This is a genomic window from Magnetospira sp. QH-2 (assembly GCF_000968135.1).
Taxonomy (GTDB): domain Bacteria; phylum Pseudomonadota; class Alphaproteobacteria; order Rhodospirillales; family Magnetospiraceae; genus Magnetospira.
Genome location: NZ_FO538765.1, coordinates 1,990,990 through 2,015,044, shown reverse-complemented (window position 1 = coordinate 2,015,044; position 24,055 = coordinate 1,990,990). Strand labels below are relative to the sequence as shown.

At 59.0% G+C, this 24,055-nt stretch carries 18 protein-coding genes and 2 tRNA genes; 18 read left to right on the top strand and 2 right to left on the bottom strand.

Features of this window, described 5'->3' with window-relative positions; all coding sequences use genetic code 11:
• The first annotated feature begins 48 nt into the window (after positions 1-48).
• The 4 genes from lon (at position 49) to malQ (ending at position 5,455) form a co-directional block, all read left to right on the top strand.
• Positions 49-2,457 (top strand): endopeptidase La, encoded by a 2,409-nt coding sequence (gene lon / locus MGMAQ_RS09540; protein WP_046021363.1) that lies wholly within the window; start codon positions 49-51, stop codon positions 2,455-2,457.
• Positions 2,458-2,722: 265 nt separating this feature from the next.
• A complete protein-coding gene (locus MGMAQ_RS09530; RefSeq protein WP_256379954.1) occupies positions 2,723-3,028 on the top strand; it encodes an HU family DNA-binding protein in 306 nt (101 codons plus the stop codon).
• Between the two features lie 134 nt (positions 3,029-3,162).
• Positions 3,163-3,238 (top strand) — tRNA-Val (locus MGMAQ_RS09525).
• A gap of 51 nt (positions 3,239-3,289) precedes the next feature.
• Positions 3,290-5,455: a 4-alpha-glucanotransferase gene (malQ, locus tag MGMAQ_RS20100; protein WP_046023169.1), complete on the top strand. Its 2,166-nt coding sequence runs from the start codon at positions 3,290-3,292 to the stop codon at positions 5,453-5,455.
• 31 nt (positions 5,456-5,486) lie between these two features.
• On the opposite strand, the gene treS is transcribed toward malQ, so the two are convergent.
• Both treS and MGMAQ_RS21295 read right to left on the bottom strand, forming a co-directional pair.
• Entirely contained in the window at positions 5,487-8,777 is a 3,291-nt protein-coding gene (gene treS / locus MGMAQ_RS09515) for a maltose alpha-D-glucosyltransferase (RefSeq protein WP_046021360.1), read from the bottom strand.
• A gap of 100 nt (positions 8,778-8,877) precedes the next feature.
• The gene (locus tag MGMAQ_RS21295) at positions 8,878-10,950 is read right to left on the bottom strand and encodes a helix-turn-helix domain-containing protein (RefSeq protein WP_046021359.1); all 2,073 of its coding nucleotides are present in this window, start codon (positions 10,948-10,950) and stop codon (positions 8,878-8,880) included.
• Between the two features lie 203 nt (positions 10,951-11,153).
• On the opposite strand from MGMAQ_RS21295, the gene MGMAQ_RS09505 reads away from it, so the two are divergent.
• From MGMAQ_RS09505 to MGMAQ_RS09440, 14 genes are all read left to right on the top strand, one after another.
• Positions 11,154-11,230, top strand: a tRNA-Asp gene (locus MGMAQ_RS09505).
• An 84-nt stretch (positions 11,231-11,314) separates the two neighbouring features.
• Entirely contained in the window at positions 11,315-11,680 is a 366-nt protein-coding gene (locus MGMAQ_RS09500; RefSeq protein ID WP_046021358.1) for an NADH-quinone oxidoreductase subunit A, read from the top strand.
• Positions 11,671-12,225: an NADH-quinone oxidoreductase subunit B family protein gene (locus MGMAQ_RS09495; protein WP_046021357.1), complete on the top strand. Its 555-nt coding sequence runs from the start codon at positions 11,671-11,673 to the stop codon at positions 12,223-12,225. Before MGMAQ_RS09500 ends, MGMAQ_RS09495 begins: the two co-directional genes overlap by 10 nt.
• Before the next feature lie 44 nt (positions 12,226-12,269).
• Positions 12,270-12,914 carry an NADH-quinone oxidoreductase subunit C gene (locus MGMAQ_RS09490; RefSeq protein ID WP_371258399.1) on the top strand — a complete coding sequence of 215 codons (645 nt, stop codon included), beginning with the start codon at positions 12,270-12,272 and terminating at the stop codon, positions 12,912-12,914.
• Positions 12,914-14,092 (top strand): NADH-quinone oxidoreductase subunit D, encoded by a 1,179-nt coding sequence (locus tag MGMAQ_RS09485; protein ID WP_046021355.1) that lies wholly within the window; start codon positions 12,914-12,916, stop codon positions 14,090-14,092. Before MGMAQ_RS09490 ends, MGMAQ_RS09485 begins: the two co-directional genes overlap by 1 nt.
• On the top strand, positions 14,089-14,712 hold the full coding sequence (gene nuoE, locus MGMAQ_RS09480) for an NADH-quinone oxidoreductase subunit NuoE (protein WP_173427172.1): 624 nt from the start codon (positions 14,089-14,091) through the stop codon (positions 14,710-14,712). The genes MGMAQ_RS09485 and nuoE overlap by 4 nt, the downstream gene beginning before the upstream one ends.
• Complete coding sequence (gene nuoF / locus MGMAQ_RS09475; protein WP_046021354.1) at positions 14,712-15,986, top strand: NADH-quinone oxidoreductase subunit NuoF; 1,275 nt, start codon at positions 14,712-14,714, stop codon at positions 15,984-15,986. Before nuoE ends, nuoF begins: the two co-directional genes overlap by 1 nt.
• Before the next feature lie 39 nt (positions 15,987-16,025).
• Positions 16,026-18,089 (top strand): NADH-quinone oxidoreductase subunit NuoG, encoded by a 2,064-nt coding sequence (gene nuoG / locus MGMAQ_RS09470; RefSeq protein ID WP_046021353.1) that lies wholly within the window; start codon positions 16,026-16,028, stop codon positions 18,087-18,089.
• Positions 18,082-19,110 (top strand): NADH-quinone oxidoreductase subunit NuoH, encoded by a 1,029-nt coding sequence (nuoH, locus tag MGMAQ_RS09465; protein ID WP_148560911.1) that lies wholly within the window; start codon positions 18,082-18,084, stop codon positions 19,108-19,110. The genes nuoG and nuoH overlap by 8 nt, the downstream gene beginning before the upstream one ends.
• Positions 19,111-19,119: 9 nt before the next feature.
• Positions 19,120-19,608, top strand: a complete 489-nt coding sequence (gene nuoI, locus MGMAQ_RS09460; RefSeq protein ID WP_046021352.1) for an NADH-quinone oxidoreductase subunit NuoI — start codon at positions 19,120-19,122, stop codon at positions 19,606-19,608.
• A 40-nt stretch (positions 19,609-19,648) separates the two neighbouring features.
• The gene (locus MGMAQ_RS09455) at positions 19,649-20,254 is read left to right on the top strand and encodes an NADH-quinone oxidoreductase subunit J (protein ID WP_046021351.1); all 606 of its coding nucleotides are present in this window, start codon (positions 19,649-19,651) and stop codon (positions 20,252-20,254) included.
• A 1-nt stretch (position 20,255) separates the two neighbouring features.
• Positions 20,256-20,564 (top strand): NADH-quinone oxidoreductase subunit NuoK, encoded by a 309-nt coding sequence (gene nuoK, locus MGMAQ_RS09450; RefSeq protein WP_046021350.1) that lies wholly within the window; start codon positions 20,256-20,258, stop codon positions 20,562-20,564.
• A gap of 6 nt (positions 20,565-20,570) precedes the next feature.
• Positions 20,571-22,526: an NADH-quinone oxidoreductase subunit L gene (nuoL, locus tag MGMAQ_RS09445; protein WP_046021349.1), complete on the top strand. Its 1,956-nt coding sequence runs from the start codon at positions 20,571-20,573 to the stop codon at positions 22,524-22,526.
• Positions 22,527-22,534: 8 nt separating this feature from the next.
• Positions 22,535-24,055: an NADH-quinone oxidoreductase subunit M gene (locus MGMAQ_RS09440; protein ID WP_046021348.1), complete on the top strand. Its 1,521-nt coding sequence runs from the start codon at positions 22,535-22,537 to the stop codon at positions 24,053-24,055.

The window sequence follows — 24,055 nt, the reverse complement described above, 5'->3', positions numbered from 1 at the left end:
CGGGTCGGGGGTTCTTTTCCGCCGCCCGGATGAAAGGAATAAGGTCCAGTGACTGATTCAGGTGTGATTTATCCCGTTTTACCGCTTCGCGACATTGTCGTATTTCCGCATATGATCGTGCCTCTGTTTGTCGGCCGCGAGAAGTCCGTGCGCGCGCTCGAAGACGTGATGAAGGACGACAAGCAAATCTTGCTGGTGACTCAGAAGAATGCCGCCGAGGATGATCCATCTCCTGACGATATCTTCACCGTTGGCACGGTAGCCACGGTGCTGCAATTGCTGAAGCTGCCCGATGGGACGGTCAAGGTCCTGGTGGAAGGTGGCGAGCGCGCCGAAGTGCTGCGGTATACCGACAACGAGGACTTCTTTCAGGCCGAAGCCCGTTCACGGGTTGAAGAAGTGGAATTCGACGATGAAACCGAAGCCCTGTCCCGCTCGGTGGTGACCCAGTTCGAGCATTACATTAAGCTCAACAAGAAGATCCCGCCGGAGGTGCTGGTTTCCATCAATCAGATCGACGATGTGGGCAAGCTGGCCGATACGGTGGCCTCGCACTTGGCCCTGAAGATTTCCGAAAAGCAGGAACTGTTGGAACTGGGCACCGTCGCCGAGCGTCTGGAACAGGTCTTTGCCCATATGGAATCCGAGATCGGCGTGCTGCAGGTGGAAAAGAAGATCCGCAACCGGGTCAAGCGCCAGATGGAGAAGACCCAGCGCGAGTACTATCTGAACGAACAGCTCAAGGCGATTCAGAAGGAACTTGGTGAATCCGATGATGCCAAGGAAGAGATCGCCGAGCTGGAAGAAAAAATCCAAAAGACCAAGCTTTCCAAGGAAGCGCTGGAAAAAGCCCAGGCCGAAATGAAAAAGCTGCGCCACATGAGCCCCATGTCGGCGGAAGCCACCGTGGTGCGCAACTATCTCGACTGGATGCTGTCCATTCCTTGGAAGAAGCGCAGCCGGGTAAAAAAGGACATCAAGGAAGCCAAGCGGATTCTGGACAAGGATCATTACGGCTTGCAGAAGGTCAAGGAACGGATCTTGGAGTACCTCGCCGTGCAGCAGCGGACGGTAAAGATGAAAGGTCCGATTCTGTGCTTGGTCGGCCCTCCGGGTGTCGGCAAGACCTCGTTGGGCAAGTCCATCGCCCGCGCCACCGGACGGAACTTTGTCCGCATGAGCCTGGGCGGTGTTCGAGACGAGTCCGAAATCCGCGGCCATCGGCGGACCTATATCGGCTCCATGCCGGGCAAAATCATTCAGAGCATGAAAAAGGCCAAGAGTTCCAATCCGCTGTTCCTATTGGACGAAGTGGACAAGCTGGGCTCCGATTGGCGCGGTGATCCGTCCTCGGCGCTGTTGGAGGTTCTGGATCCCGAGCAGAACTCCAACTTCAACGATCATTACCTGGAAGTCGATTACGACTTGTCCGACGTGATGTTCGTGACCACGGCCAACACTCTCAATATGCCGCAGCCCTTGCTTGATCGCATGGAGATCATCCGCCTGTCCGGCTACACCGAGGATGAGAAGGTGGAAATCGCCAAGCGTCATCTGATCAAGAAGCAGATGGAAGCCAACGGCTTGAAAAAGGGCGAATGGTCGATCACCGATGACACCCTGCGCGACATCATCCGCTATTACACCCGCGAAGCCGGGGTGCGGAATTTGGAGCGCGAGATCGCCAATCTCTGCCGCAAGGGCACCAAGGATATCCTCATGCGCGGCCTGAAGCGTATTCGCATGACGCCGAAGAACCTGGAAAAGTACTCCGGTGTGCGTAAGTACAGGTATGGCGAGATCGAGGAAGACGATCTGGTCGGCGTGGTTACAGGATTGGCTTGGACCGAGGTGGGCGGCGAGCTGCTGAACATCGAAGCGGTCATGGTTCCCGGCAAGGGCAAGATGACCATCACCGGTAAACTCGGCGACGTGATGCAGGAATCCATTCAGGCGGCGCGCTCCTATGTGCAATCCAACTCCGTGCGCTTCGGTGTCAAGCCGAGCCTCTATGACCGTCGCGATATCCATGTGCATGTGCCCGAGGGCGCGACCCCGAAAGATGGTCCGTCCGCCGGTGTCGGCATGGTGACTTCTATTGTTTCCGTGCTCACCGGTACCGCGGTCCGCAAGGATGTGGCCATGACAGGCGAGGTCACGCTGCGCGGTCGGATTCTGCCCATCGGCGGCTTGAAAGAGAAGCTCTTGGCAGCCTTGCGTGGCGGCATCAAGAAGGTGCTGATCCCCAAGGACAATGAAAAGGATCTTGCCGAAATCCCCGACAACGTAAAAAAGGGGATGGAGATCATCGCGGTATCCATGGTCGATGAGGTGCTGGAAAACGCCTTGGTCTCTCCTTTGACTCCCATCGAATGGACCGAAGCAGACGAAGCCGCCATGGATGCTGTTCCGTCCAAGGATGGAGATACAAAGCGCGGCGAATTGACCACCCACTGATTCTCTTGCATCCTCGGATCTGAAGGGGCGCGCCGCTGATGCGGGTGCCCCTTTTTCGTGTGGAACCGAGTTTGAAGTGCCACTTCTACCCCTACTGGAGAATCCGGGGCGGGGTGATTTCCCATAAGGGTGCCGTTGCCAAGAAGAAAAAGGTCGAAAAAGCGCAAAAAACTGGGGAAATCCGCCGTTCACCGATTGACGGAGCGGCAAAGAGCCCTTTACACTCCGGGCGTCTCACCAAGTGAACATTCAGCGTGAGTAATAATTGCAAACATCTTTTGTAAGGGGGCCTCAAGTGAATAAAAACGATCTCGTGGCGGCTGTCGCAAGCAGCACTGGTCTGTCCAAAGCCGATGCCGGCAAAGCCGTTGATTCGGTTTTTGGTGCCATCACGTCTTCTCTTCAGGGCGGTCAGGAAGTCCGGTTGGTCGGTTTCGGTACCTTCAGCGTCGCGGCTCGCGCCGCCAGCGAAGGCCGCAATCCCCGCACCGGTGAAAAGATCCAGATTCCCGCGTCCAAGCAGCCGAAGTTTAAGGCTGGCAAGAGCCTGAAGGACGCCGTCAACGGTTAATTCCGGCTGACATAGCGAATAGTGATGCCGATCACGGGGTCCGTGGTCGGCATCATCGCGTTTGGATGACATGTTTGATGCTGGATACACTCTAACCCATTGCATCTCACGCCGGAATCTGGGAAAACGGTCATGGGCGGTTAGCTCAGCTGGAAGAGCATCTCGTTTACACCGAGAGGGTCGGCGGTTCGAACCCGTCACCGCCCACCAAAGATCGATCCGTACGATCTCCTGCCGGCCACATTTTCATGGAGCCCGGCCATGTCCAAGTCCACGTTCGACCAATTGACCGAAGCTCTGGAAATCTGGCCTGGCTATCGCCATGCCGGGGGGCATCGTGTCGATCTGCCACCGTCTACGGCGGCCCACTTGATTCGGGCCTTGGGCGCGAATCCCCGAGACCCGGATACTTCCTTGCTGGAATTGGAGCAACGCGCCTGGCGTCGGCCGCTGGCGCCGGTGATGGTCGCGCCGGTGGGAGCCTCGTCCTTGTCCATCGAGGTTGTCCTGCCCGAGGGCCGCCATGACCCGCTTATTCTGACCATCCGGGAAGAAGATGGGGCGGAGCAAACGGTTACCGTAAATCCCGAGCCTTTCGAGACACGGGAATGGGATGGAAAGGTCTTGGTCCGCTGCCGGATCGCCTTTGCCCCGCCACGAAATCCCGGTTATCACCAGGTGATCCTGGATAGGGTGCCTGGGGCCGCCATGGCGCTGATCATGGTGCCTCGTGCCTGCTACCTGCCTCCGTGTTTGGAGAAGGAAGAGCGTTCCTGGGGTTTTTCGGTGCAACTCTATGGCCATCGATCGGACCGCAATTGGGGACTGGGAGATTTCACAGACTTGGCGGATTTGGTCGAGACATCCAAAGACCTGGGGGCGTCTTTCGTGGGACTTAATCCATTGCATGCCCTGTTCCCGGAACGACCCGACCGCTGCACACCTTATTCCCCCAACAGCCGGGCCATGCTCAACGGTCTTTACCTGGATTTGCAAGCCGTGCCTGACATGGCGGAAGACGAACGAGCTCAAAAGATGGTCGCGGCCTCGGATTTCCAGGATCGCCTGGTGATCTTGCGGGCGGCGGAGCAATTGGACTATGGCGCCGTCAGCGCCTGCAAGATGCCGGTGCTGGAGCGCCTGTATCAGGCCTTTCGCAGTAACCATTTATCCAAGGGATCCGCGCGCGCCAAGGAATTTAGGACCTTTGTCGAAGGGCAGGGGGCGTTTCTCAAGACTTTCGCCTTGTTCGAGGCGTTGCGTGAAAAGATGGCCTTGGGCCAGGACGGAGAATGGATTCCCTGGCAGAATTGGTCGGCGTCTTATCGCCGTCCCGATAGTCCGGAGGTACGCCGCTTCGCCGAGCAGAACCAAGACCGCATTGAATTCCACCTTTATGTGCAATGGGAGGCCGATCGGCAGTTGGGGCTGGCCGCCGATAAGGCGAAGGGTTTGTCTTTGGGACTCTATACGGATCTGGCGGTTGGGTTTGACCGGGACGGCGCCGATTGCTGGGCCTATCAGGACTGGGTGCCGGAAGGAATTTCGGTCGGTTGTCCGCCGGATCTGCGCAACCCCCTGGGACAGGATTGGGGCGTGGTCCCATTCTCGCCCACGGCCCTGGCAGAGGCGGCCTATGCGCCGTTTGCTGCCATGTTGCGGGCGGTCATGCGCCATGCCTCGGTGATTCGCATTGACCATGCCTTCCAACTGCTGCGTCAATTCTGGGTGCCCTTGGGCGGCACGGCGAAGGAAGGCGGCTACGTCAGCTACCCCATGGACGATCTGATGGGGATCATCGCCTTGGAAAGTCACCGGAACCACTGCGCCGTTGTGGCCGAAGACCTGGGGACTATTCCCGAGGGATTCCGCGAGCGCATCATGGATAAGCAGGCCCTGTCATTTCGGGTGCTGCACCGGGAGCGCACCAAAGACCGGGACTACAAGGCGCCCGCCGACTATCCGCCCTTTGCCCTGGCGGCGCCGGCCACCCATGATCAAGCGACCCTGGCGGGATTCTGGATTAGCCGCGATTTGGAACGGCGGCGAGAGCTAAAGCTCTATCCATCCGCCGAAGCCGAGGTGGAAGCCGTTGAAGCGCGTCAGCTGGATCGGGTCAAGCTGGCCGAGGCCCTGCTGCGCGAGAGCTGCCTGACCGGCGCCCTGGAAGATGACGACAACAAACCTTCGGGCGATATGATCCTCGCCGTACACCGCTTTCTCGCCCGCACGCCGAGCCTGATGACCGTGGTCCAGTTCGAGGATCTGTTCGGTCAGGAGGAACAGGCCAACATGCCCGCCACCATCGATGAGCATCCCAATTGGAGGCGACGCTACACCCGCGAGGTGTTGGATCTGGCGGGGCAGCCCATCGTTCGGGCCTTGGCGGCGATGATGGCGGAAGAGGGGCGGTCTCAAAGCAGGTGAATGGGCAGGTTGCTGCCGGTTTGATCGCTCCTCAATCCCGCCCTGAAATCAGCTTGCTCAGCCCCTGCAACGGGATGCGCAGCCAGTCAGGGCGGTTCGACGCCTCGTAGCAGATTTCGTAGAGCACCTTTTCGAGAATAAACAAGTTGAGCAGGCGCTTGAAGTGACGCTGGTTCTTGGGCAGCGAGCAGCAGCGGCCAATGGTGTCTTGATAGGCCAGCGTGAAGGCTTCCACCGATTCTCGCTGCCATTCGTCGGTCCAGGCCACCTGGCTTTCCGGGGTGCCGCCCAATGCCAGATCGTCGAGATTGAAGCGCACGGTCCAAGCGGCATAGTCGAAGGAACGGATCATGCCTGCCACGTCGCGCAAGGGGGTATTCTTGGCTCGCCGTTCGGCCAGGGGCCGCGCCGGTTCGCCTTCGAAGTCGAGAATGTGGATATCTTCATGGATGACCACTAATTGACCCAGGTGCAAATCGCCATGGATTCGGGTCTTGGACATGGTGAGATTGTCGGAGAAACCCCGATCAATGGGCGCCACCACTTTGTCCCAATGGGCCAGCAGATCGTCGATTTGGGCCGAGACCTCTTCATCCACGTGATGTCTGGCCTGAATCAGCGCCGCCATGGCCTTTTCCGCCTGCTTGCGGATCTTGGCCAGCCATTTTTTCTGATCCGCGTCGGTCGCCGGTTCGGGTTTGAAATGGGGGGCTTCCGTTTCCTGGGCCAGGGACAGGTGCAATTGGGCGATGCGCTGGCCCATGGTGACGGCAAGCAGAAGATAGCGCCGATAGCTCTCGATCACCGAGGTATCGTCCTGTTCTTCCAACGGCAGCAAGGCACGTTCTTCCAGGTAGCGTTCCAGATGCTCCAGGGTGACTGTCCAGCCGTCCCCTTGATTGGGGATGAAGGCCTGCAAAATGCCAAGGGCGGCGGGCTGGCCATCGGCGTCAATGAGTTCCATGGACCCGAGCATGGGGGGAACGTTGCTGTAGTGGGCGACTTCGGTGAGGTAGCGGTTCATTTCCAACTCGGGGTGCACGCCTGATTCGATGCGCCGGAAGACCTTGAAAATCATGTCTTCGCCAATGCGGATGGAAGTATTGCTTTGCTCTCGGCCCAGGCGGCGCACAAAGTGATCTTCTTTTTCCGGGTAGTCGGCCAACAACTCCGTGGGGCGGAAAACCAGGCGTCCGCCGTTCTGGGTGGGGATTTCCTCCGCCGCGCGCAAGGCGCTCATCAAGCGGGTATTGAAGCGGTCTCCCCCCAAAGCATCATAGATCATGCCGATCTTGTTGAACCGCCGCACCTGGGCAAAGCCATAGGCCTGCAATCCAAGCGGGAAGGCGGAGCCGGAAGTCTGTTCCCAAACAATGGCCATGGGCAGCAGATAGCGCGAAACCGTGCCATCGTCCGATTCCACGTCGTAGAAGGTGATTTGATAGCCGTCTTCGTCCTGGCCCATCAGGTCGGCGTGATCCACCAGACGGCAGTCCTTGACGCCTTGATCCTTGCCCGCGAACCACCGCTGCATGGGCAGGAATTTGGGCATGATATGGCCGGTGAGAATCTGGCCGCCGCGCCGGGTCAGAAGATCCCCCCAACCGGTGGACCAGACCAGGGTGTCCAACAAGGGCATCACTTCTTGCGGCAATTCGTGCCAGGCCGGTGCGTCGGTCTCCTCGGCCAAAACAAACCAATAAAAGCCGTAGGCGGGAAGGGTGATGAAATAGGGCAGGTTGCCGATGGGCGGGAAGGGGCTGCGACCGATCAGTTCAATGGGAATTCGGCCCTCGAACCGGCGCAGATCCAATTCCACCGCCTGTGGCGCGCGGGACAGATTGGCCACACAGAGGATCACCTCCGAGCCATCCTCGAATTCGCGCAAATAAGCCAGGACCTTGCGATTGCCGGGGTAGGTGAAGGTCAGCAGCCCGCGACCGAATACCTGATGGCCCTTGCGCACGGTAATCAGCCGCTTCATCCAATTGAGCAAGGACGAGGCACTGCGGCTTTGGGCCTCCACGTTGACGCCTTCGTAGCCATAGACCGCGTCCATGATCGGTGGCAGAAACAAGGATTGCGGATCGGACTTGGAAAAACCGGCGTTGCGGTCTGGAGACCATTGCATGGGGGTCCGCACACCGTTGCGATCACCCAGAAATATATTGTCGCCCATGCCGATCTCGTCGCCGTAATAGATGATGGGCGTGCCGGGCATGGACATGAGCAGGCTGTTGAGCAGTTCGATCTTGCGCCGGTCGTTGTCCAAGAGGGGGGCTAGGCGGCGGCGGATGCCCATGTTGATGCGCGCGCGGGTGTCGGCGGCATAGTACTGCCACAAGTAATCCCGTTCCCGGTCACTGACCATTTCCAAGGTCAGTTCATCGTGATTGCGCAAGAAAATGGCCCACTGGCAGGTATCGGGGATATCCGGGGTCTGGCGCATGATATCGGTGATCGGGTGACGGTCTTCCTGAGCCAGCGCCATGTACATGCGCGGCATCAAAGGGAAGTGAAAGGCCATATGGCATTCGTCACCGTCGCCAAAGTAGGGCAGCACGTCTTCCGGCCATTGATTGGCCTCGCCCAGAAACATGCGGTCGGGATAGTTCTCGTTCATCCAGGTCCGCAATTTCTTCAAGATATCGTGGGTTTCGGGCAGGTTCTCGTTGTTGGTGCCCTCGCGCTCGCACAAATAGGGAATGGCGTCCAATCGCAAGCCGTCCACGCCGGTGGCCAGCCAATGTTTCATCACCTTGATGACTTCTTCCAATACCCGCGGATTGTCGAAGTTCAGATCCGGCTGATGGTGGAAGAACCGGTGCCAATAATAAGCCCCGGCGACCGGGTCCCAGGTCCAATTGGATGGTTCGGTATCGCAAAAGATGATCCGTGTGCCATCGTATTTGGTCGGATCGTCGCTCCAGACATAGTAGTTGCGGGCCGCCGATCCGGGCTTGGCCTTGCGGGCGCGCTGGAACCAGGGATGTTGATCGGAGGTGTGATTGATGACCAACTCGGTGATCACCTTCAGATCCCGTTTGTGGGCCTCACGCACGAGCAGTTTGAAGTCGCGCAGGCTGCCATAGGCCGGATTGATGTTCTTGTAGTCGGCGATGTCATAGCCATCATCGCGCAGAGGCGAAGGATAGAAGGGCAGGACCCAAATGGCCGTCACGCCCAAATCGGCAATATAGTCCAGTTTCTCGCATAGCCCGGCAAAGTCGCCCATGCCGTCATCATTGGAATCAAAATAGGCTTTGATGTGCAGTTGATAGATGATGGCGTCTTTGTACCAGAGGGGGTCGCTGTCTTGCATGGGCGGGATCAATCGCTGGAGGAACCAAAGCCTATCAAGGGGCTTCGCGCATTAGAAAGGCAAATCGGTCAAAAAAGAATAAAATTCGCCGGTGCGACGACTAACTTTCTTCCTCTGACAGGCGCTTGCGCCAATTGGAGACCGTTTGCGGCGAAACTCCCACTTGGCGGGCGATTTCCCGGTCGGAGAGTTCGCTACGCTCCGGGTCCTTCAAATACTCCAGCACGGCCGCGCGTTTTTCCGCATTGGTACGCGGCACGGCGGGGGCTGTTTGCGGTGCGGCAGTCGAACCGGCGCGCGTGGGGGCGACCGGAGCCGCCGGGCGCCCGCCACTCTCGTATTGTTCCAGGTCACCCTTGAGGCGGACGATTTCGTCGTTCTTTTCGGACAGTACCTGCAGGGCTTTGTCCAAAAAGGAGCCGCCCTGTCCACTTTCGGCGCCAACTTTTTGCAGGATTTCCATTTCCAGCTCGGCGCGGATCGTGGCTTCTTGTTGACCACTGATCGACACCGATTCGGCAGCCTGCTCCATGGCATCCAATTCGGCTTTCAGGGCTTCGTTGTCTTCGCGGGTGGCCGTCAAATCCCGCTCCAGGTCGGCAAGCTGGGACGTCAGTACCTCGACGCGGCTTTCCAATTCAGCTTCTGTCTTGGCCTGTTCGCTCAGCTGGCTTTCCAGTTGCTCGATCTTGGCCTGGGACTGTTTGTCGGTTCCCGCGTTCTTGCGTCGGGCGGCGAGCAAGGCTCGGAGGTTGTGGATCTCGGCGGTTTCCTTTTTAAGCCGTTCAACGTCGATTCGCAGGCTATCCTGGGCTTCGATGGCTGCCGTCGTCTCTTTGACCTTCGCGGCAAGCAGTGTTTTCACATGGGCGGCTTCGGCCTGGGCCTGGGCGGCCTTGGCGATATCCTTGCGGCGACGGTCCGCGGCGGCGGCCCGCAGGTCGGCCAGGTCGGCCTCTACCTGCGCCAGTTTGGCCTCGCGCGTTGCCAGTTCCGCCAGAGCATCCGCGGCCTTGGCTTCCAGATCAGTAATTTTCGATTGGGATTTCCCTGATGGCGTGGATTCCGGCCTGGTTTCCTCTTCAGGGCTCTGCATCCGAGGGGCGGCCGACAGGAGGGCCGTTAGGTCATCGCGCTGATGGCGCAGGGCCTCGGCCTCGGAATCCAACCGCAGCACGGCCTCGCGCAGACGCCTTTCCATGATTTTATCGTTTTCGGCATCGTCCTTGATGGCCAGCCGCAAGGTATTCACTCTTTGGCGCAGATCCTCGGTTTCCCGGGCATGGCGATGCAGACCTTCCTGGGCGCGGTGCAAGCTGGTTTGTGTATGCTCCAATGTGGATTCGGCGCGATCCAATGACGTCCGGAGGTCTTCGGTCTGTGTGGGTTCGCTGCCGCGTAGAACGGCGATGGCCTTTTGCAGATTGGTGATTCGCCGCCGCAGGTCATCAACCTGTTCACTCCGTTGCGAGAGCGCCAGCAAGGCTTCATCGCGAAAACGCCTCAGGCCCGCCGCTTCGGCGTCCAGGCGGGCGATGGCGGCGCGGGTTTCCGTTTCTCCGGCGGTCTCGTCGTTGATGGAAGAGGGGGGGCGGCTTTCCCACTTCTCCAATCGTATTTTAAGAGAAGCGATTTCGCTGTCGCGCCGTGAGAGTTTGTCCAAGGCCCGTTCGCGGTCTTCGTCGACCGTTTCCGCCTTGTTCAGGGCGTCCGCAAGGTCTCGCCGCAACTGATTGATTTCGGCAGGCAGGTCGTTGCCCATTTCCAGGCATTTCTTGCGCAACTCGTGCAGGTCGCGCTTGAGAGCAATGATCTTATCGTTTTTATTTTCCAGAACGGTAAAGGACTCATCGCGAAATTTGTTGAGAGAGGCCACTTCGGCATCGCGATTCTGCAATGCCGAGCGCAGCCCTTCAATTTCCGTTTGCAGATGCTGGATTTCCTGCGCCGCCCCCAAACCGACCGTCGGGCGCTCCGCATAGCCGCCACCATAGGGGCTGGAGTCCGGGGCTTCCAGATGACGCGGGTCCAACAGGTCTTTCATGGCCAGGCCGGAGCGGGACAGAAGAATTCTGGCTTTGTGCAAAGCCGATAAAGCTTCCCCATCCCGATCGCTGTCAATCAGCGCCAAGACCTTGGCCAACCGATCAGATTCCATCTTCGAAAGCGCCATGGTCCTGCCCCGGAGTATGCGAAATGTCCAAATTGGACGGCGTAGTTTGCGATACCTGAAGGCCCGGGTCAACGGCCTCGCAAGTCTCTTGGGAGAATATGACCATGGGGTGGGCAACAGCGCTTGACACCTGGGGGGGGAGGCTTTACATCTCTGCATCCCAAGCGGGCCAACGCCTAGGTTTTTAAGGGGTGTAGCTCAGTGGGGGTGTAGCTCAGTTGGTTAGAGCGCTGGCCTGTCACGCCAGAGGCCGCGGGTTCGAGTCCCGTCACTCCCGCCATCTTTCTTTCCCGCTCGGGTAAGATAGGCTCAGATCATCGGTTTAACGGTGACATCAGGGGCGCGAGCCGAGGAGACAGCTGCCATGGAAGCGCTGCTTCATGAATACCTGCCCATTTTGATTTTTTTGGGCATTGCCATTGCCATCGCATTCATTGCGGTCGGCGCATCCTATATCGTATCGCGACAGAAACCGGACGTGGCAAAAAACTCCGCTTACGAATGCGGATTCGATGCCTTTTCCGATTCTCGAACCCGGTTCGACGTCCGATTCTATCTGGTGGCCATTCTGTTCATCATTTTCGACCTGGAAGTCGCCTTTTTGTTTCCATGGGCGGTCAGCCTGGGTACGGTCGGTGTCTTCGGATTCTGGTCGATGGTGGTGTTCTTGGGCATCCTGACCATCGGCTTTATCTATGAATGGCGGAAGGGAGCGCTCGAATGGGAGTAGACGGTAACGGAAATTTCCCCGGGCTGGCACCGATTCCACCGGGCGCCGAACAAGACGAGATCCTGGGCCGGGTGACTCAGGAACTGACCGACAAGGGATTCGTCGTCGCCAATCTGGACAAGGTGGTCAATTGGGCCCGTACCGGTTCCTTGTGGCCGATGACCTTTGGTCTGGCCTGTTGTGCGGTGGAGATGATCCACGCCTATTGTTCGCGCTATGACCTGGACCGCTTCGGCGTGGTGCCGCGTCCCAGCCCGCGTCAATCGGATCTGATCATTGTCGCCGGGACCCTGACCAACAAGATGGCGCCGGCCTTCCGCAAGGTCTATGACCAGATGGCCGAGCCGCGCTGGGTGCTTTCCATGGGCTCTTGCGCCAATGGTGGTGGCTACTATCACTACTCCTATTCCGTGGTACGGGGCTGTGACCGGGTCGTTCCGGTCGATGTTTATGTGCCTGGCTGCCCGCCGACCGCCGAAGCGCTGGTCTACGGCATCCTTCAGCTACAGAAGAAGATTCACCGCACCGGGACCCTGTGGCGCTAGGGTGTCACTGAGGTTCAAGGATATCGGTACCGCAAACGAGGGGGATCATGACGGTGGACAACGAAATCCTGGCAGGGCTCGAGGAAGTTCAGGCCCGCGTCGAAATGGCGCAGCCCCAGGACGTACTCGATAGCCGCATCGCTTTGGGTGAACTCATGATCACCGCCCGCCGCGACGCCGTTATCAAGGTGCTGACCTACCTGCGCGATGATAGCGGCTGCCAATTCAAGCAGCTTGTGGATCTCTGTGGCGCTGACTATCCGGATCGGGAAAACCGCTTCGAGGTGGTCTACAATCTGCTCAGCCTGACCCATAACCGCCGTGTGCGGGTAAAAGTCCATACGGACGAAGAGACCCCGGTCCCGTCGGTGGTCGAGGTATTCAGTACCGCCAATTGGTTCGAGCGCGAGGCCTACGATCTGTACGGGATCCTGTTTGCCGGCCACCCCGATTTGCGCCGGATCATGTGCGACTACGGATTCGAAGGCCATGCCCTGCGCAAGGACTTTCCGCTGACAGGCTATGTGGAATTGCGCTACGACGACGAACTGAAGCGCGTGGTTTACGAACCGGTGAAACTGACCCAGGAATTCCGCTCATTCGATTTTCAGAGCCCATGGGAGGGGCCGGGGCCGTTGCCCGGAGATGAAAAAGCCGAGCAACCGGAGAAGACGGAGGGCGGAGGCTGATGACCGAGACCCATATCAAGAACTACAATCTCAACTTCGGCCCGCAGCATCCAGCGGCGCACGGCGTGTTGCGCATGATTCTGGAAATGGACGGCGAGATCATTGACCGGGCCGATCCGCATATCGGCCTGTTGCACCGGGGTACCGAGAAGCTCATCGAGTACAAGACCTATACCCAGGCAACCCCCTATTTTGATCGGCTGGACTATGTGGCGCCGCAGAATCAGGAGCATGCATTCGTTCTGGCGGCGGAAAAGCTGCTGGGTATCGAGGCTCCCCGGAAAGGGCAGTACCTTCGGGTGCTTTACGCCGAAATCGGTCGCGTGCTCAATCACGTCTTTAACGTGACTGCCTTTGCCATGGACGTGGGCGGCATGACCCCCATGCTGTGGGGGGTTGAAGAACGTGAAATCCTGATGGAATTCTGCGAGCGGGTCAGTGGCGCCCGCATGCATATGAACTATTTCCGCATTGGCGGCGTGGCCCAGGATATGCCGGAAGGTTTGGCCGAGGACATCGTGGCCTGGGCCGACCGGTTCCCGAAGATCATCGAAGACATCGAGACCCTGCTGGACGAAAACCGGATCTTTAAACAGCGCACGGTGGATATCGGCGTGATCAATGCCGAACAGTGCTTTGATTGGGGCTTCACCGGTCCCAACCTGCGCGCTTCGGGGGTGCCGTGGGATCTGCGCAAGTCGCAACCCTATGATGCCTATGCCGAGATGGATTTTGACATTCCCGTGGGCAAGCACGGGGACTGTTTCGACCGGTACCTGATTCGCATGGCGGAGCTCAGGGAAAGCCTTAAAATTATCAAGCAATGCATTGAAAATATGCCTGATGGACCGCACTTGGCCGATGACCATAAGGTCACGCCGCCGAGCCGGGGCGAGATGAAGACTTCCATGGAAGCATTGATCCATCACTTCAAGCTGTTCACCGAGGGATTCCAGGTACCCGCCGGGGAAACCTATACGGCCGTCGAGGCGCCGAAGGGGGAATTTGCCGTTTATCTGGTCGCCGATGGCTCCAACAAGCCTTATCGCTGCAAGATCCGGGCGCCCGGGTTTGCCCATTTGCAGGCCATGGACTTCCTGTCCAAGGGCCACATGTTGGCTGACGCGGTGTCCAATATCGGCTCCTTGGATATCGTGTTCGGGGAGATCGACCGATGAGCGCGGGAGGAATGGAGAACGTGCAGCAGCCGGACAGCTTCGAGTTCACGGCGGAGAATCAGGCCAGGGTCAAAGAGATCATCGCCAAGTATCCGGAAGGCCGGGAATACAGCGCGGTGATGCCGTTGCTGGATTTGGCCCAGCGCCAACATGACAACTGGCTGCCTATCGCGGCCATGGACCATGTGGCCGGCATCGTGGGGCTGGCGCCGATCCGGGTTTACGAGGTCGCCAGCTTCTACACCATGTACAACCGGGCACCTGTTGGGAAACATCATGTTCAGGTTTGCACCAATATTTCCTGCTTGCTCAAGGGCTCCGACGAGGTTTTGCATGCCTGCAAAAAGAAACTCGGCGTTGAGCCCGGCGAAACCACCGCCGACGGGGAATTCACCCTGGCTGAGGTGGAATGCCTGGGCGCCTGCACCAACGCGCCGATGATGCAGATTAACGACGACTATTACGAGGACCTGGACGAAGCCAGCACCGCGGAGGTGCTTGATGCGCTGGCCAATGGGAAATCGCCCAAGACCGGACCGCAAAATGACCGCAAGGGCTGCGAGCCCGCCGGGGGGCTGACGAGCCTGACCGAGGGCCTGACCGAGGGAGGGAAGTCCTGATGCTCAAGGACAAGGATCGGATCTTCACCAACCTCTATGGTTTCCATGACGCGGGACTCAAGGGCGCTCAATCCCGGGGCGACTGGGACGGCACCAAGGCGTTGTTGGAAAAAGGTCGTGAGTGGTTGATCGAGCAGGTCAAGGAATCGGGCCTGCGCGGACGCGGCGGCGCCGGGTTCTCCACCGGTATGAAATGGTCCTTCATGCCGAAGGAAATCGGCGAACGCCCGCATTTCCTGGTGATCAATGCCGACGAAGGCGAGCCGGGCACCTGCAAGGACCGGGAAATCATGCGCAACGATCCGCAAAAGCTGGTCGAGGGCGCGCTGATTTCCAGTTTCGCCATTGGGGCACACGCGTCATATATCTACATTCGGGGCGAGTTTGTTCGCGAGGCAGAGGCCTTGCAGGCGGCCATCGACGAGGCCTATGAGGCCAAGCTGATCGGCAAGAACAACATCCATGGCTGGGACTTTGACCTCTATGTGCACCGCGGCATGGGCGCCTATGTCTGTGGCGAGGAAAGCGCGCTGATTCAGAGCCTGGAAGGCAAGAAGGGGCAGCCCCGTCTGAAGCCGCCATTCCCGGCCAACTGTGGCCTGTACGGCTGCCCGACGACGGTGAACAATGTGGAATCCATCGCCGTGGTGCCCGCCATCCTCAAGCGCGGCGCCGATTGGTTTGCCGGGATCGGTCGCCAGAATAACGCTGGAACCAAAATCTATGGCATTTCGGGCCATGTGAATAATCCCTGCGTGGTCGAGGATGCCATGAGCATCCCACTGAAAGATTTGATCGAAAAGCACTGCGGCGGCGTTCGCGGCGGCTGGGACAATCTGTTGGCGGTGATCCCCGGCGGCTGTTCCGTGCCGGTGATCCCCAAATCGGTTTGCGATACGGTGCTGATGGACTTCGACGGTCTGCGCGAGGTGGGATCGGGCTTGGGCACGGCGGCGGTGATCGTCATGGACAAGTCCACGGACATCGTTCGCGCCATTACCCGTCTTTCGCGCTTTTACAGCCATGAAAGCTGTGGCCAATGCACGCCCTGCCGCGAAGGCACCGGCTGGATGTGGCGGGTGATGGAACGCTTGCAGACAGGCAATGCGACCATCGACGAGATTGATTTGTTGGAAGAGGTGACCCGCCAGGTCGAGGGTCACACCATTTGCGCCTTGGGTGACGCCGCTGCATGGCCGATCCAGGGGCTAATCCGCCATTTCCGGCCCGAGCTGGAACGGCGCATCAAGGAAAACACCGGGGCCGCGGCCTAAGGACGTGGGAACGAGATCGTTGGGGGAAGAGGACAAACAATGCCGAAGCTAACCATCGACGGCATGGAAATCGAGGTGGAGCCCGGATTGACGGTGCTCCAGGCCTGTGAACAGGTCGGCATCGAGATTCCGCGCTTCTGCTACCACGAACGGCTGTCCATCGCCGGCAACTGCCGCATGTGTCTGGTGGAAATGGAGCGGGCGCCCAAGCCCGTGGCTTCCTGTGCCATGCCGGTCGGCGAAGGCATGGTGATCAAGACCAACACCGAGGCGGTCCAGAAGATGCGCCAGGGGGTGATGGAGTTCCTGCTGATTAATCATCCGCTGGATTGCCCGATCTGCGATCAGGGGGGTGAATGCGATCTCCAGGACCAAGCCATGTCCTATGGCTGTGACCGCAGCCGTTACGCCGAAGTCAAGCGCGCCGTCCCCAACAAGGATTTTGGTCCGCTGGTCAAAGGTGTCATGACCCGCTGCATCCATTGTACCCGTTGTGTGCGCTTCATTACCGAAGTGGCCGGAGTCCCGGACATGGGCGGCATTGGTCGCGGCGAACATATGGAAATCTCCACCTATGTGGAAAAGGCCCTGAGTTCCGAACTGTCCGGCAATGTGGTTGACCTGTGCCCGGTGGGCGCTTTGACCTCGCGGCCCTATGCCTTTACCGCCCGGCCTTGGGAACTGCGCCGCACCGAGACGGTCGATGTGCTGGATGCCGTGGGCAGCAATATCCGGGTCGATGCGCGTGGACCGGAAGTGCTGCGCGTGCTGCCGCGCAATAACGACGACATAAATGAGGAATGGTTAGGGGACAAGAACCGTCATGCTTGTGACGGTCTGACCAAGCGCCGCCTGGACCGGCCTTATGTGCGCGGTGCCGATGGCAAGCTGGCCCCGGCATCCTGGGATGACGCCTTGGCCGCCGTGGCGGATAAGGTTTCCGGTCTGGACGGATCCAAGATCGCCGCCATTGCCGGAGATCTGGTGGATTGCGAAAGCACCTATGCGCTCAAGGGCTTGATGGCCGCTCTGAGGTCGCCAAACATGGATTGTCGCCAAGATGGCGCCGCTTTGGACACCTCAATCCGCGCCGGATATCTATTCAACAGCACCATCGCCGGGATCGAAGAGGCAGACGCCATTTTGCTGGTCGGGACCAACCCGCGCCGCGAGGCGGCGGTCCTCAATGCTCGCATCCGCAAGCGCTATATGGCCGGGGGCCTGTCGGTCGGCGTGATCGGCGAGGAAACCGATCTGACCTACAAGACCGAATATCTGGGCAGCGACGCTTCCTTGTTGAGCAAATTGAGCGGCCGCAATCCCTTCGGCAAGATCCTCAAGGATGCCGAAAAGCCGATGATCGTTCTCGGCATGGGCGCCCTGGCGCGTCCCGATGGGGCGGCCATTCTCGCGGCGGCCAGGGATCTGGCCGATAAGATGGGCATGATCAAGGACGGTTGGAACGGCTTCAACGTGCTGCATACCGCCGGTGGACGGGTCGGGGCTCTGGATCTGGGTTTCCTGCCGGGTGACGGCGGTCGTGATATCGGTGCGATCCTTGATGGCGCCAAAAAAGGCGATATCGAGGTGGTGTTCCTGCATGGCGCCGACGAGATCGACATGTCTCGCCTGGGCAAGGCCTTTGTGGTCTATCAGGGCCATCATGGCGATGCCGGAGCCGCCCGCGCCGACGTGATCCTGCCAGGTGCCGCCTATACTGAAAAAGAAGGCACTTATGTCAATACCGAGGGGCGTGCCCAGCGGGCCCGCCGGGCGGTCTTCCCGCCAGGTGAAGCGAAAGAGGATTGGGCCATCTTGCGGGCATTGTCCGGCGCCTTGGACAAAGCGTTGCCCTTTGATGATTTGCCCGCCTTGCGCAAAGCGATGATCGCCGACCATCCGACCACCGGTGCCATCGACGCGGTGAGCGCGGCTGAATGGGGGGCTTTCGGTACCGCTGGAGATATCGCCTCAGCGCCACTGGTTTCACCGGTGGACGATTACTATCGAACCGACCCGATCAGCCGAGCCTCCGAGACCATGGCCCGCTGCTCGGAAGTATTCGGCTCGGCGAACCTGGAGAGGACCGGCACCAATGGTTGACTTCTTCATGGAATTTATCTGGCCGACGCTCTGGATCATCATCAAGATCGTGGCCATTGTGGTGCCCGTGCTGATCGCCGTGGCCTATCTGACCTATGCCGAGCGCAAGGTTATCGGCGCCATGCATCGACGCAAGGGCCCCAATGTGGTCGGCCCCTTCGGCTTGTTGCAGCCCATGGCCGACGGCTTGAAGCTGTTTCTCAAGGAAACCGTTGTACCATCCAGCGCCAGCCCGATGGTGTTTATCGCCGCGCCGATGATTACCTTCATTCTGTCGCTGATTGCCTGGGCGGTGATTCCGTTTGGCGAAGACATGGTGCTGGCCAACATTAATGTGGGCATTTTGTACCTGTTCGCCATTTCGTCTCTTGGCGTGTACGGTATTTTGATGGCCGGTTGGGCGTCCAATTCGCGCTATGCCTTCCTGGGCGGACTGCGCTCGGCGGCGCAGATGGTGTCCTATGAAGTTTCCATGGGTTTCGTGATCATCACGGTGTTGCTCTGCGTCGGGTCGTTGAACCTGACCGATATCGTGATGGCCCAGAAGGGGAGCATGGGCTTCCTGAATTGGTATTTCCTGCCGCTGTTTCCCATGTTCGTGATCTTCTTCATCTCGACCGTTGCCGAGACCAACCGCCATCCATTCGATCTGCCGGAAGCGGAAGCGGAATTGGTCGCCGGGTTCAACGTGGATTATTCGGCCATGACCTTCGCCCTGTTTTTCCTGGGTGAGTACGCCAACATGATTTTGATGTCGGGTATGACGGTCATCCTGTTCATGGGAGGCTGGTTGCCGCCATTCGATTTCGCGCCCTTTACCTGGGTGCCGGGACCGATCTGGTTCGCGCTCAAGATCTGCTTCGTGTTGTTCTTCTTCCTGTGGATCCGGGCGACGTTCCCGCGCTATCGCTACGATCAGCTGATGCGCCTGGGGTGGAAGATCTTTCTACCGGTCTCGCTGGCTGCCGTGGTGATCGTGGCCGGGGTGCTGGTGGCCTTCGACATGGTTCCGGGAGCGTAGGAGAGAGATATGGGTTTCATCGATCGTACCGCACGCGCTTTCCTGTTGGCCGAATTGGTCAAGGGCATGGCCCTGACCTTCAGCTACATGTTCAAGCCCTGCGTGACTCTCAACTATCCCATGGAAAAGGGGCCGCTAAGCCCGCGATTCCGGGGCGAGCATGCCCTGCGCCGCTATCCTGGCGGTGAAGAGCGTTGCATCGCCTGCAAGCTGTGCGAGGCCATCTGTCCCGCCTTGGCCATTACCATCGAGGCCGAACCGCGCGATGACGGAAGCCGCCGCACCAGCCGCTACGATATCGACATGACCAAGTGCATCTACTGCGGTTTCTGCCAGGAAGCCTGTCCGGTGGATGCCATTGTCGAAGGACCGAACTTTGAATATGCCACCGAGACCCGCGAAGAGCTGTTCTATAACAAGGACAAATTGCTCGCCAATGGGGATCGGTGGGAAACGGAATTAGCAGCCCGAATCCGGGCCGACGCACCGTATCGATGATTACGGACAAGGGGACCCGCAAGGGGGAGAACGGAACGATATGATCGCAGCCTTGGCTTTCTACCTGTTCGCCGCACTCACGGTATTTTCCGCCGTGATGGTGATATCCTCGCGCAATCCGGTGCACGCGGTGCTGTTCCTGATTTTGGCGTTTTTCAATTCCGCGGCCCTGTTCTTGCTGCTGGGTGCTGAATTCATCGCCATGATCCTGATCATCGTCTATGTGGGCGCCGTGGCGGTGTTGTTCCTGTTCGTGGTCATGATGCTGGACGTGAATTTCGCCGAAATGCGAGCCGGATTCCTGCGTTATCTGCCCATTGGCGGCGCCATCGGTCTGATCTTGATGATCGAGTTGATCGCGGTCCTGGGCGGTCTGCACCTGGATCCGGACCTGATCGGCAAGGGGCTGTCTCCGACGCCCGACATGGCCGTGGTCAGCAATACCGAAGCCATCGGCAACGTCCTTTACACCGACTACATCTATCTGTTCCAAGCCGCCGGCATGGTGTTGTTCGTCGCCATGATCGGGGCCATCGTGCTGACCCACCGCAAGCGCCCGGGCGTGCGCAAGCAAAAGGTCGCCGACCAGGTGGCGCGCGGCAAGGACGTGGAACTTCGCAAAGTACCGACAGGGGGGGGGATCTGACATGGAAATCGGCCTGGGCCATTACCTGACACTGTCGGCCATGTTGTTCACCATTGGGGTGTTCGGCATCTTCCTCAACCGCAAAAATGTCATCGTCATCCTGATGTCGGTGGAATTGATGCTGTTGGCGGTGAACATCAACATGGTGGCCTTTTCGGTGCACCTGCAGGACCTGGTGGGGCAGATCTTCGCCATGTTCATCCTGACCGTTGCCGCCGCCGAGGCGGCCATCGGCTTGGCCATCCTGGTGGTCTATTTCCGCAACCGTGGTTCCATCGCGGTTGAGGACGTTAACGTGATGAAGGGGTAGGCCCAGATGTACGCAGCCATCGTCTTTCTGCCGTTCTTGGCCTTCCTGATTGCCGGAATTTTGGCGTTTGTCACGCCAAAGGACAAGGAGCACAAGCACCGGATCGACCGCAATGCCCAGTGGGTGACCAGCGGTTCGTTGGTGATTTCCTGGATCCTATCCATCTTCGCCTTCATCGATGTGGCCCTGGGCGGCAACCCGGTGACCATCGAGCTGTTCCGCTGGATCCAGTCGGGCTCTATGGATGTGTCCTGGGCGCTGAAGGTGGATACCTTGACCGCCGTCATGCTGATCGTGGTGACCACGGTGTCGGCCATGGTGCATATCTATTCCATCGGCTACATGCACCATGATCCGGACGTGCCCCGGTTCATGGCCTATCTGTCGTTCTTCACCTTCTGCATGTTGATGCTGGTGACCGCCGACAACCTGCTGCAGATGTTCTTCGGTTGGGAAGGCGTCGGCGTGGCCTCCTACCTGCTGATCGGTTTCTGGTACGACAAGCCCTCGGCCAATGCGGCGGCCATCAAGGCCTTCCTGGTGAACCGGGTGGGTGATTTCGGCTTCGCCCTGGGGATTTTCGGCACCTTCTTGCTGTTTGACACCATCAGCCTGGACGCGATCTTCGCCGCCGTGCCGGGTAAGGCCGACACCATGCTCGAGGTCTTCGGCATGGAAGTGCATGCCCTGACCGCGCTCTGTCTACTGCTGTTTGTCGGCGCCATGGGCAAGTCGGCGCAGCTGGGCCTGCATACCTGGCTGCCGGACGCCATGGAGGGCCCGACACCGGTTTCCGCCCTGATCCATGCCGCGACAATGGTGACCGCCGGAGTGTTCATGGTCGCTCGTTTGTCGCCCATGTTCGAATTCTCCGAAACCGCCTTGATGGTGGTGACCTATGTGGGCGCCTTCACCGCTTTCTTCGCCGCCACGGTGGGGCTGGTGCAGAACGACATCAAGCGGGTGATTGCCTATTCCACCTGTTCGCAGCTCGGCTATATGTTCTTTGCCTGCGGCGTTTCGGCTTATTCGGCGGGCATCTTCCACCTGATGACCCATGCTTCGTTCAAAGCCTTGCTGTTCCTGGGCGCCGGGTCGGTGATCCATGCCATGTCCGATGAACAGGACATGCGCCGCATGGGGGGCATCTGGAAGATGGTGCCGATGACCTACATCCTCATGTGGATTGGTTCCTTGGCCCTGGCCGGCGTGCCGCCGTTTGCCGGGTTCTTCTCCAAGGACATGATCCTGGAAAGCGCCTGGGGGGCCCATTCCTCGGTCGGCAACCTGGCCTTTTGGCTCGGTGTGGCCGCAGCCTTCATGACGGCTTTCTATTCCATGCGCCTGTTGATGATGACCTTCCACGGCAAGCCGCGGGCCGATGAAACCACCATGGCGCATGTGCATGAGAGCCCCAAGGTGATGATCCTGCCGTTGCTGGTGCTGGCCGCCGGGGCCATTGGGGCCGGGTATATGGGGTATGAGTACTTCGTCGGTCATGACGCGGCGGCCTTCTGGGGCAATGCCATCTATGTGGCCGAACACCACCAGGCTTTGGAAAATGCCCATCACGCGCCGGGCTGGGTGAAGCTGCTGCCGTTGGTCATGGGCGTGAGCGGTCTGGGCCTGGGCTTCTTGTTCTATGGGCCCATGAGTAGCATGCCGGGCTGGTTGGTGACCAACTTCCGCTCCGTCTACGACCTTTTGCTGAACAAGTGGTGGTTCGACGAGCTCTATGATTTCCTGTTTGTCCGTCCTGCCTTCAAGCTGGGTCGCGGTTTCTGGAAAGGGGGCGATGGCGCTGTGATCGACGGATGCGGCCCCGATGGGATCGCGTCGGGGGTCTTGCGTTGGGTCCGCCGGGCCACCTCCATGCAGACCGGATTTGTCTACCACTACGCCTTTTCTATGCTGATCGGTGTCGCCGGACTGGTGACCTGGTACTTGTTTACTCTGGGGTGAGCTGACCGATGCAACACATACCCATTCTGTCCATCGTCACGTTCCTGCCCCTGGTGGGTGTGTTCCTGATTCCGTTCATCCGAGACAAGAGCGCCGAGGTCGAGGCCCGCAATGCCCGCCGCGTGGCCCTTTGGACCACCAGCATCACCTTCGTGATGTCGCTGTTCATCTGGTTGAACTTTGACAATGGAACGGCGGCCTTCCAGTTCGAAGAAAAAGTCATGTGGATGGAAGGGGCCGGGATCTCCTATCACATGGGTGTCGATGGCATTTCCCTGTTCTTCGTGCTGCTATCCACGGCCTTGACCCCCATCTGCATCCTGGCCAGTTGGGAAAGCATCAAAGAGCGGGTCAAGGAATACATGATCGCCTTCTTGGTGTTGGAAACCATGATGGTCGGCACCTTCTGCGCCCTGGATATCGTGGTCTTCTACATCTTCTTCGAAGCGGTGTTGCTGCCCATGTTCCTGATCATCGGCGTTTGGGGGGGGCCGCGCCGGGTCTATGCGGCCTTTAAGTTCTTCCTCTATACGCTGCTTGGTTCGGTGCTGATGTTGCTGGCGCTGCTGGCCATGTATAGCGAAGCGGGAACCACCGACATCCCGACACTGATGGCCCATGATTTCCCGGTTTCCATGCAGACCTGGCTGTGGCTGGCCTTCTTCGCGTCCTTCGCGGTGAAAGTGCCCATGTGGCCGGTGCATACCTGGCTGCCCGATGCGCATGTGGAAGCGCCGACGGCGGGCTCGGTGATCCTGGCCGGTGTGCTGCTGAAGTTCGGCGGCTATGGGTTCCTGCGCTTCTCGCTGCCCATGTTCCCCGAAGCCAGCGTCGAGTTCACCCCCTTCATCTATGGCCTCAGCATTATCGCGGTGATCTATACCTCGCTGGTTGCCCTGGTGCAGGAGGACATGAAGAAGCTGATTGCTTATTCCTCCATCGCCCATATGGCATTTGTGACGGCGGGGACTTTCTCCATGACCGCCCAGGGGGTCGAAGGCGCCATCTACCAGATGCTGAGCCACGGCGTGGTTTCGGCCGCCTTGTTCCTCATCGTCGGCGTGATCTATGACCGCGTCCATAGCCGTGAGATCAAGGTCTATGGCGGATTGGTGCATCGTATGCCGCTTTATTCCCTCGTGTTCATGGTCTTCATGCTGGCCTCGGTCGGTCTACCGGGGACCGGTGGGTTCGTCGGCGAATTTCTGGTACTGATGGGCCTTTTCCAGGTGGATACCATTGTCGCGGCTTTTGTCACCACCGGCGTGGTGCTCGGCGCCGCTTATATGCTGTATCTCTACCGTCGGGTGATCTTCGGGAAACTGGAAAAAGAGCATCTGAAGGAAATCCTTGACCTGAGCCCGCGCGAGATCCTGATTTTCGCGCCGATGATTGCCCTGGTCTTGTGGATGGGGATCTATCCCAGCACTTTCCTCGACCCCATGCATGCCTCGGTGGAGAACCTGCTGACCCAGGTACAGACCGCGCAGGCCCATACCACCGGCATGATGGCCGGGCTCGGACAGTAA

Coding starts and splice junctions, on each gene's coding strand:
- malQ (WP_046023169.1), top strand. CDS start 3,290: ATGTCCAAGTCCACGTTCGACCAATTGACCGAAGCTCTGGAAATCTGG.
- treS (WP_046021360.1), bottom strand. CDS start 8,777: ATGCAAGACAGCGACCCCCTCTGGTACAAAGACGCCATCATCTATCAA.
- MGMAQ_RS21295 (WP_046021359.1), bottom strand. CDS start 10,950: ATGGCGCTTTCGAAGATGGAATCTGATCGGTTGGCCAAGGTCTTGGCG.
- MGMAQ_RS09500 (WP_046021358.1), top strand. CDS start 11,315: ATGGAAGCGCTGCTTCATGAATACCTGCCCATTTTGATTTTTTTGGGC.
- MGMAQ_RS09495 (WP_046021357.1), top strand. CDS start 11,671: ATGGGAGTAGACGGTAACGGAAATTTCCCCGGGCTGGCACCGATTCCA.
- MGMAQ_RS09485 (WP_046021355.1), top strand. CDS start 12,914: ATGACCGAGACCCATATCAAGAACTACAATCTCAACTTCGGCCCGCAG.
- nuoE (WP_173427172.1), top strand. CDS start 14,089: ATGAGCGCGGGAGGAATGGAGAACGTGCAGCAGCCGGACAGCTTCGAG.
- nuoF (WP_046021354.1), top strand. CDS start 14,712: ATGCTCAAGGACAAGGATCGGATCTTCACCAACCTCTATGGTTTCCAT.
- nuoG (WP_046021353.1), top strand. CDS start 16,026: ATGCCGAAGCTAACCATCGACGGCATGGAAATCGAGGTGGAGCCCGGA.
- nuoH (WP_148560911.1), top strand. CDS start 18,082: ATGGTTGACTTCTTCATGGAATTTATCTGGCCGACGCTCTGGATCATC.
- nuoI (WP_046021352.1), top strand. CDS start 19,120: ATGGGTTTCATCGATCGTACCGCACGCGCTTTCCTGTTGGCCGAATTG.
- MGMAQ_RS09455 (WP_046021351.1), top strand. CDS start 19,649: ATGATCGCAGCCTTGGCTTTCTACCTGTTCGCCGCACTCACGGTATTT.
- nuoK (WP_046021350.1), top strand. CDS start 20,256: ATGGAAATCGGCCTGGGCCATTACCTGACACTGTCGGCCATGTTGTTC.
- nuoL (WP_046021349.1), top strand. CDS start 20,571: ATGTACGCAGCCATCGTCTTTCTGCCGTTCTTGGCCTTCCTGATTGCC.
- MGMAQ_RS09440 (WP_046021348.1), top strand. CDS start 22,535: ATGCAACACATACCCATTCTGTCCATCGTCACGTTCCTGCCCCTGGTG.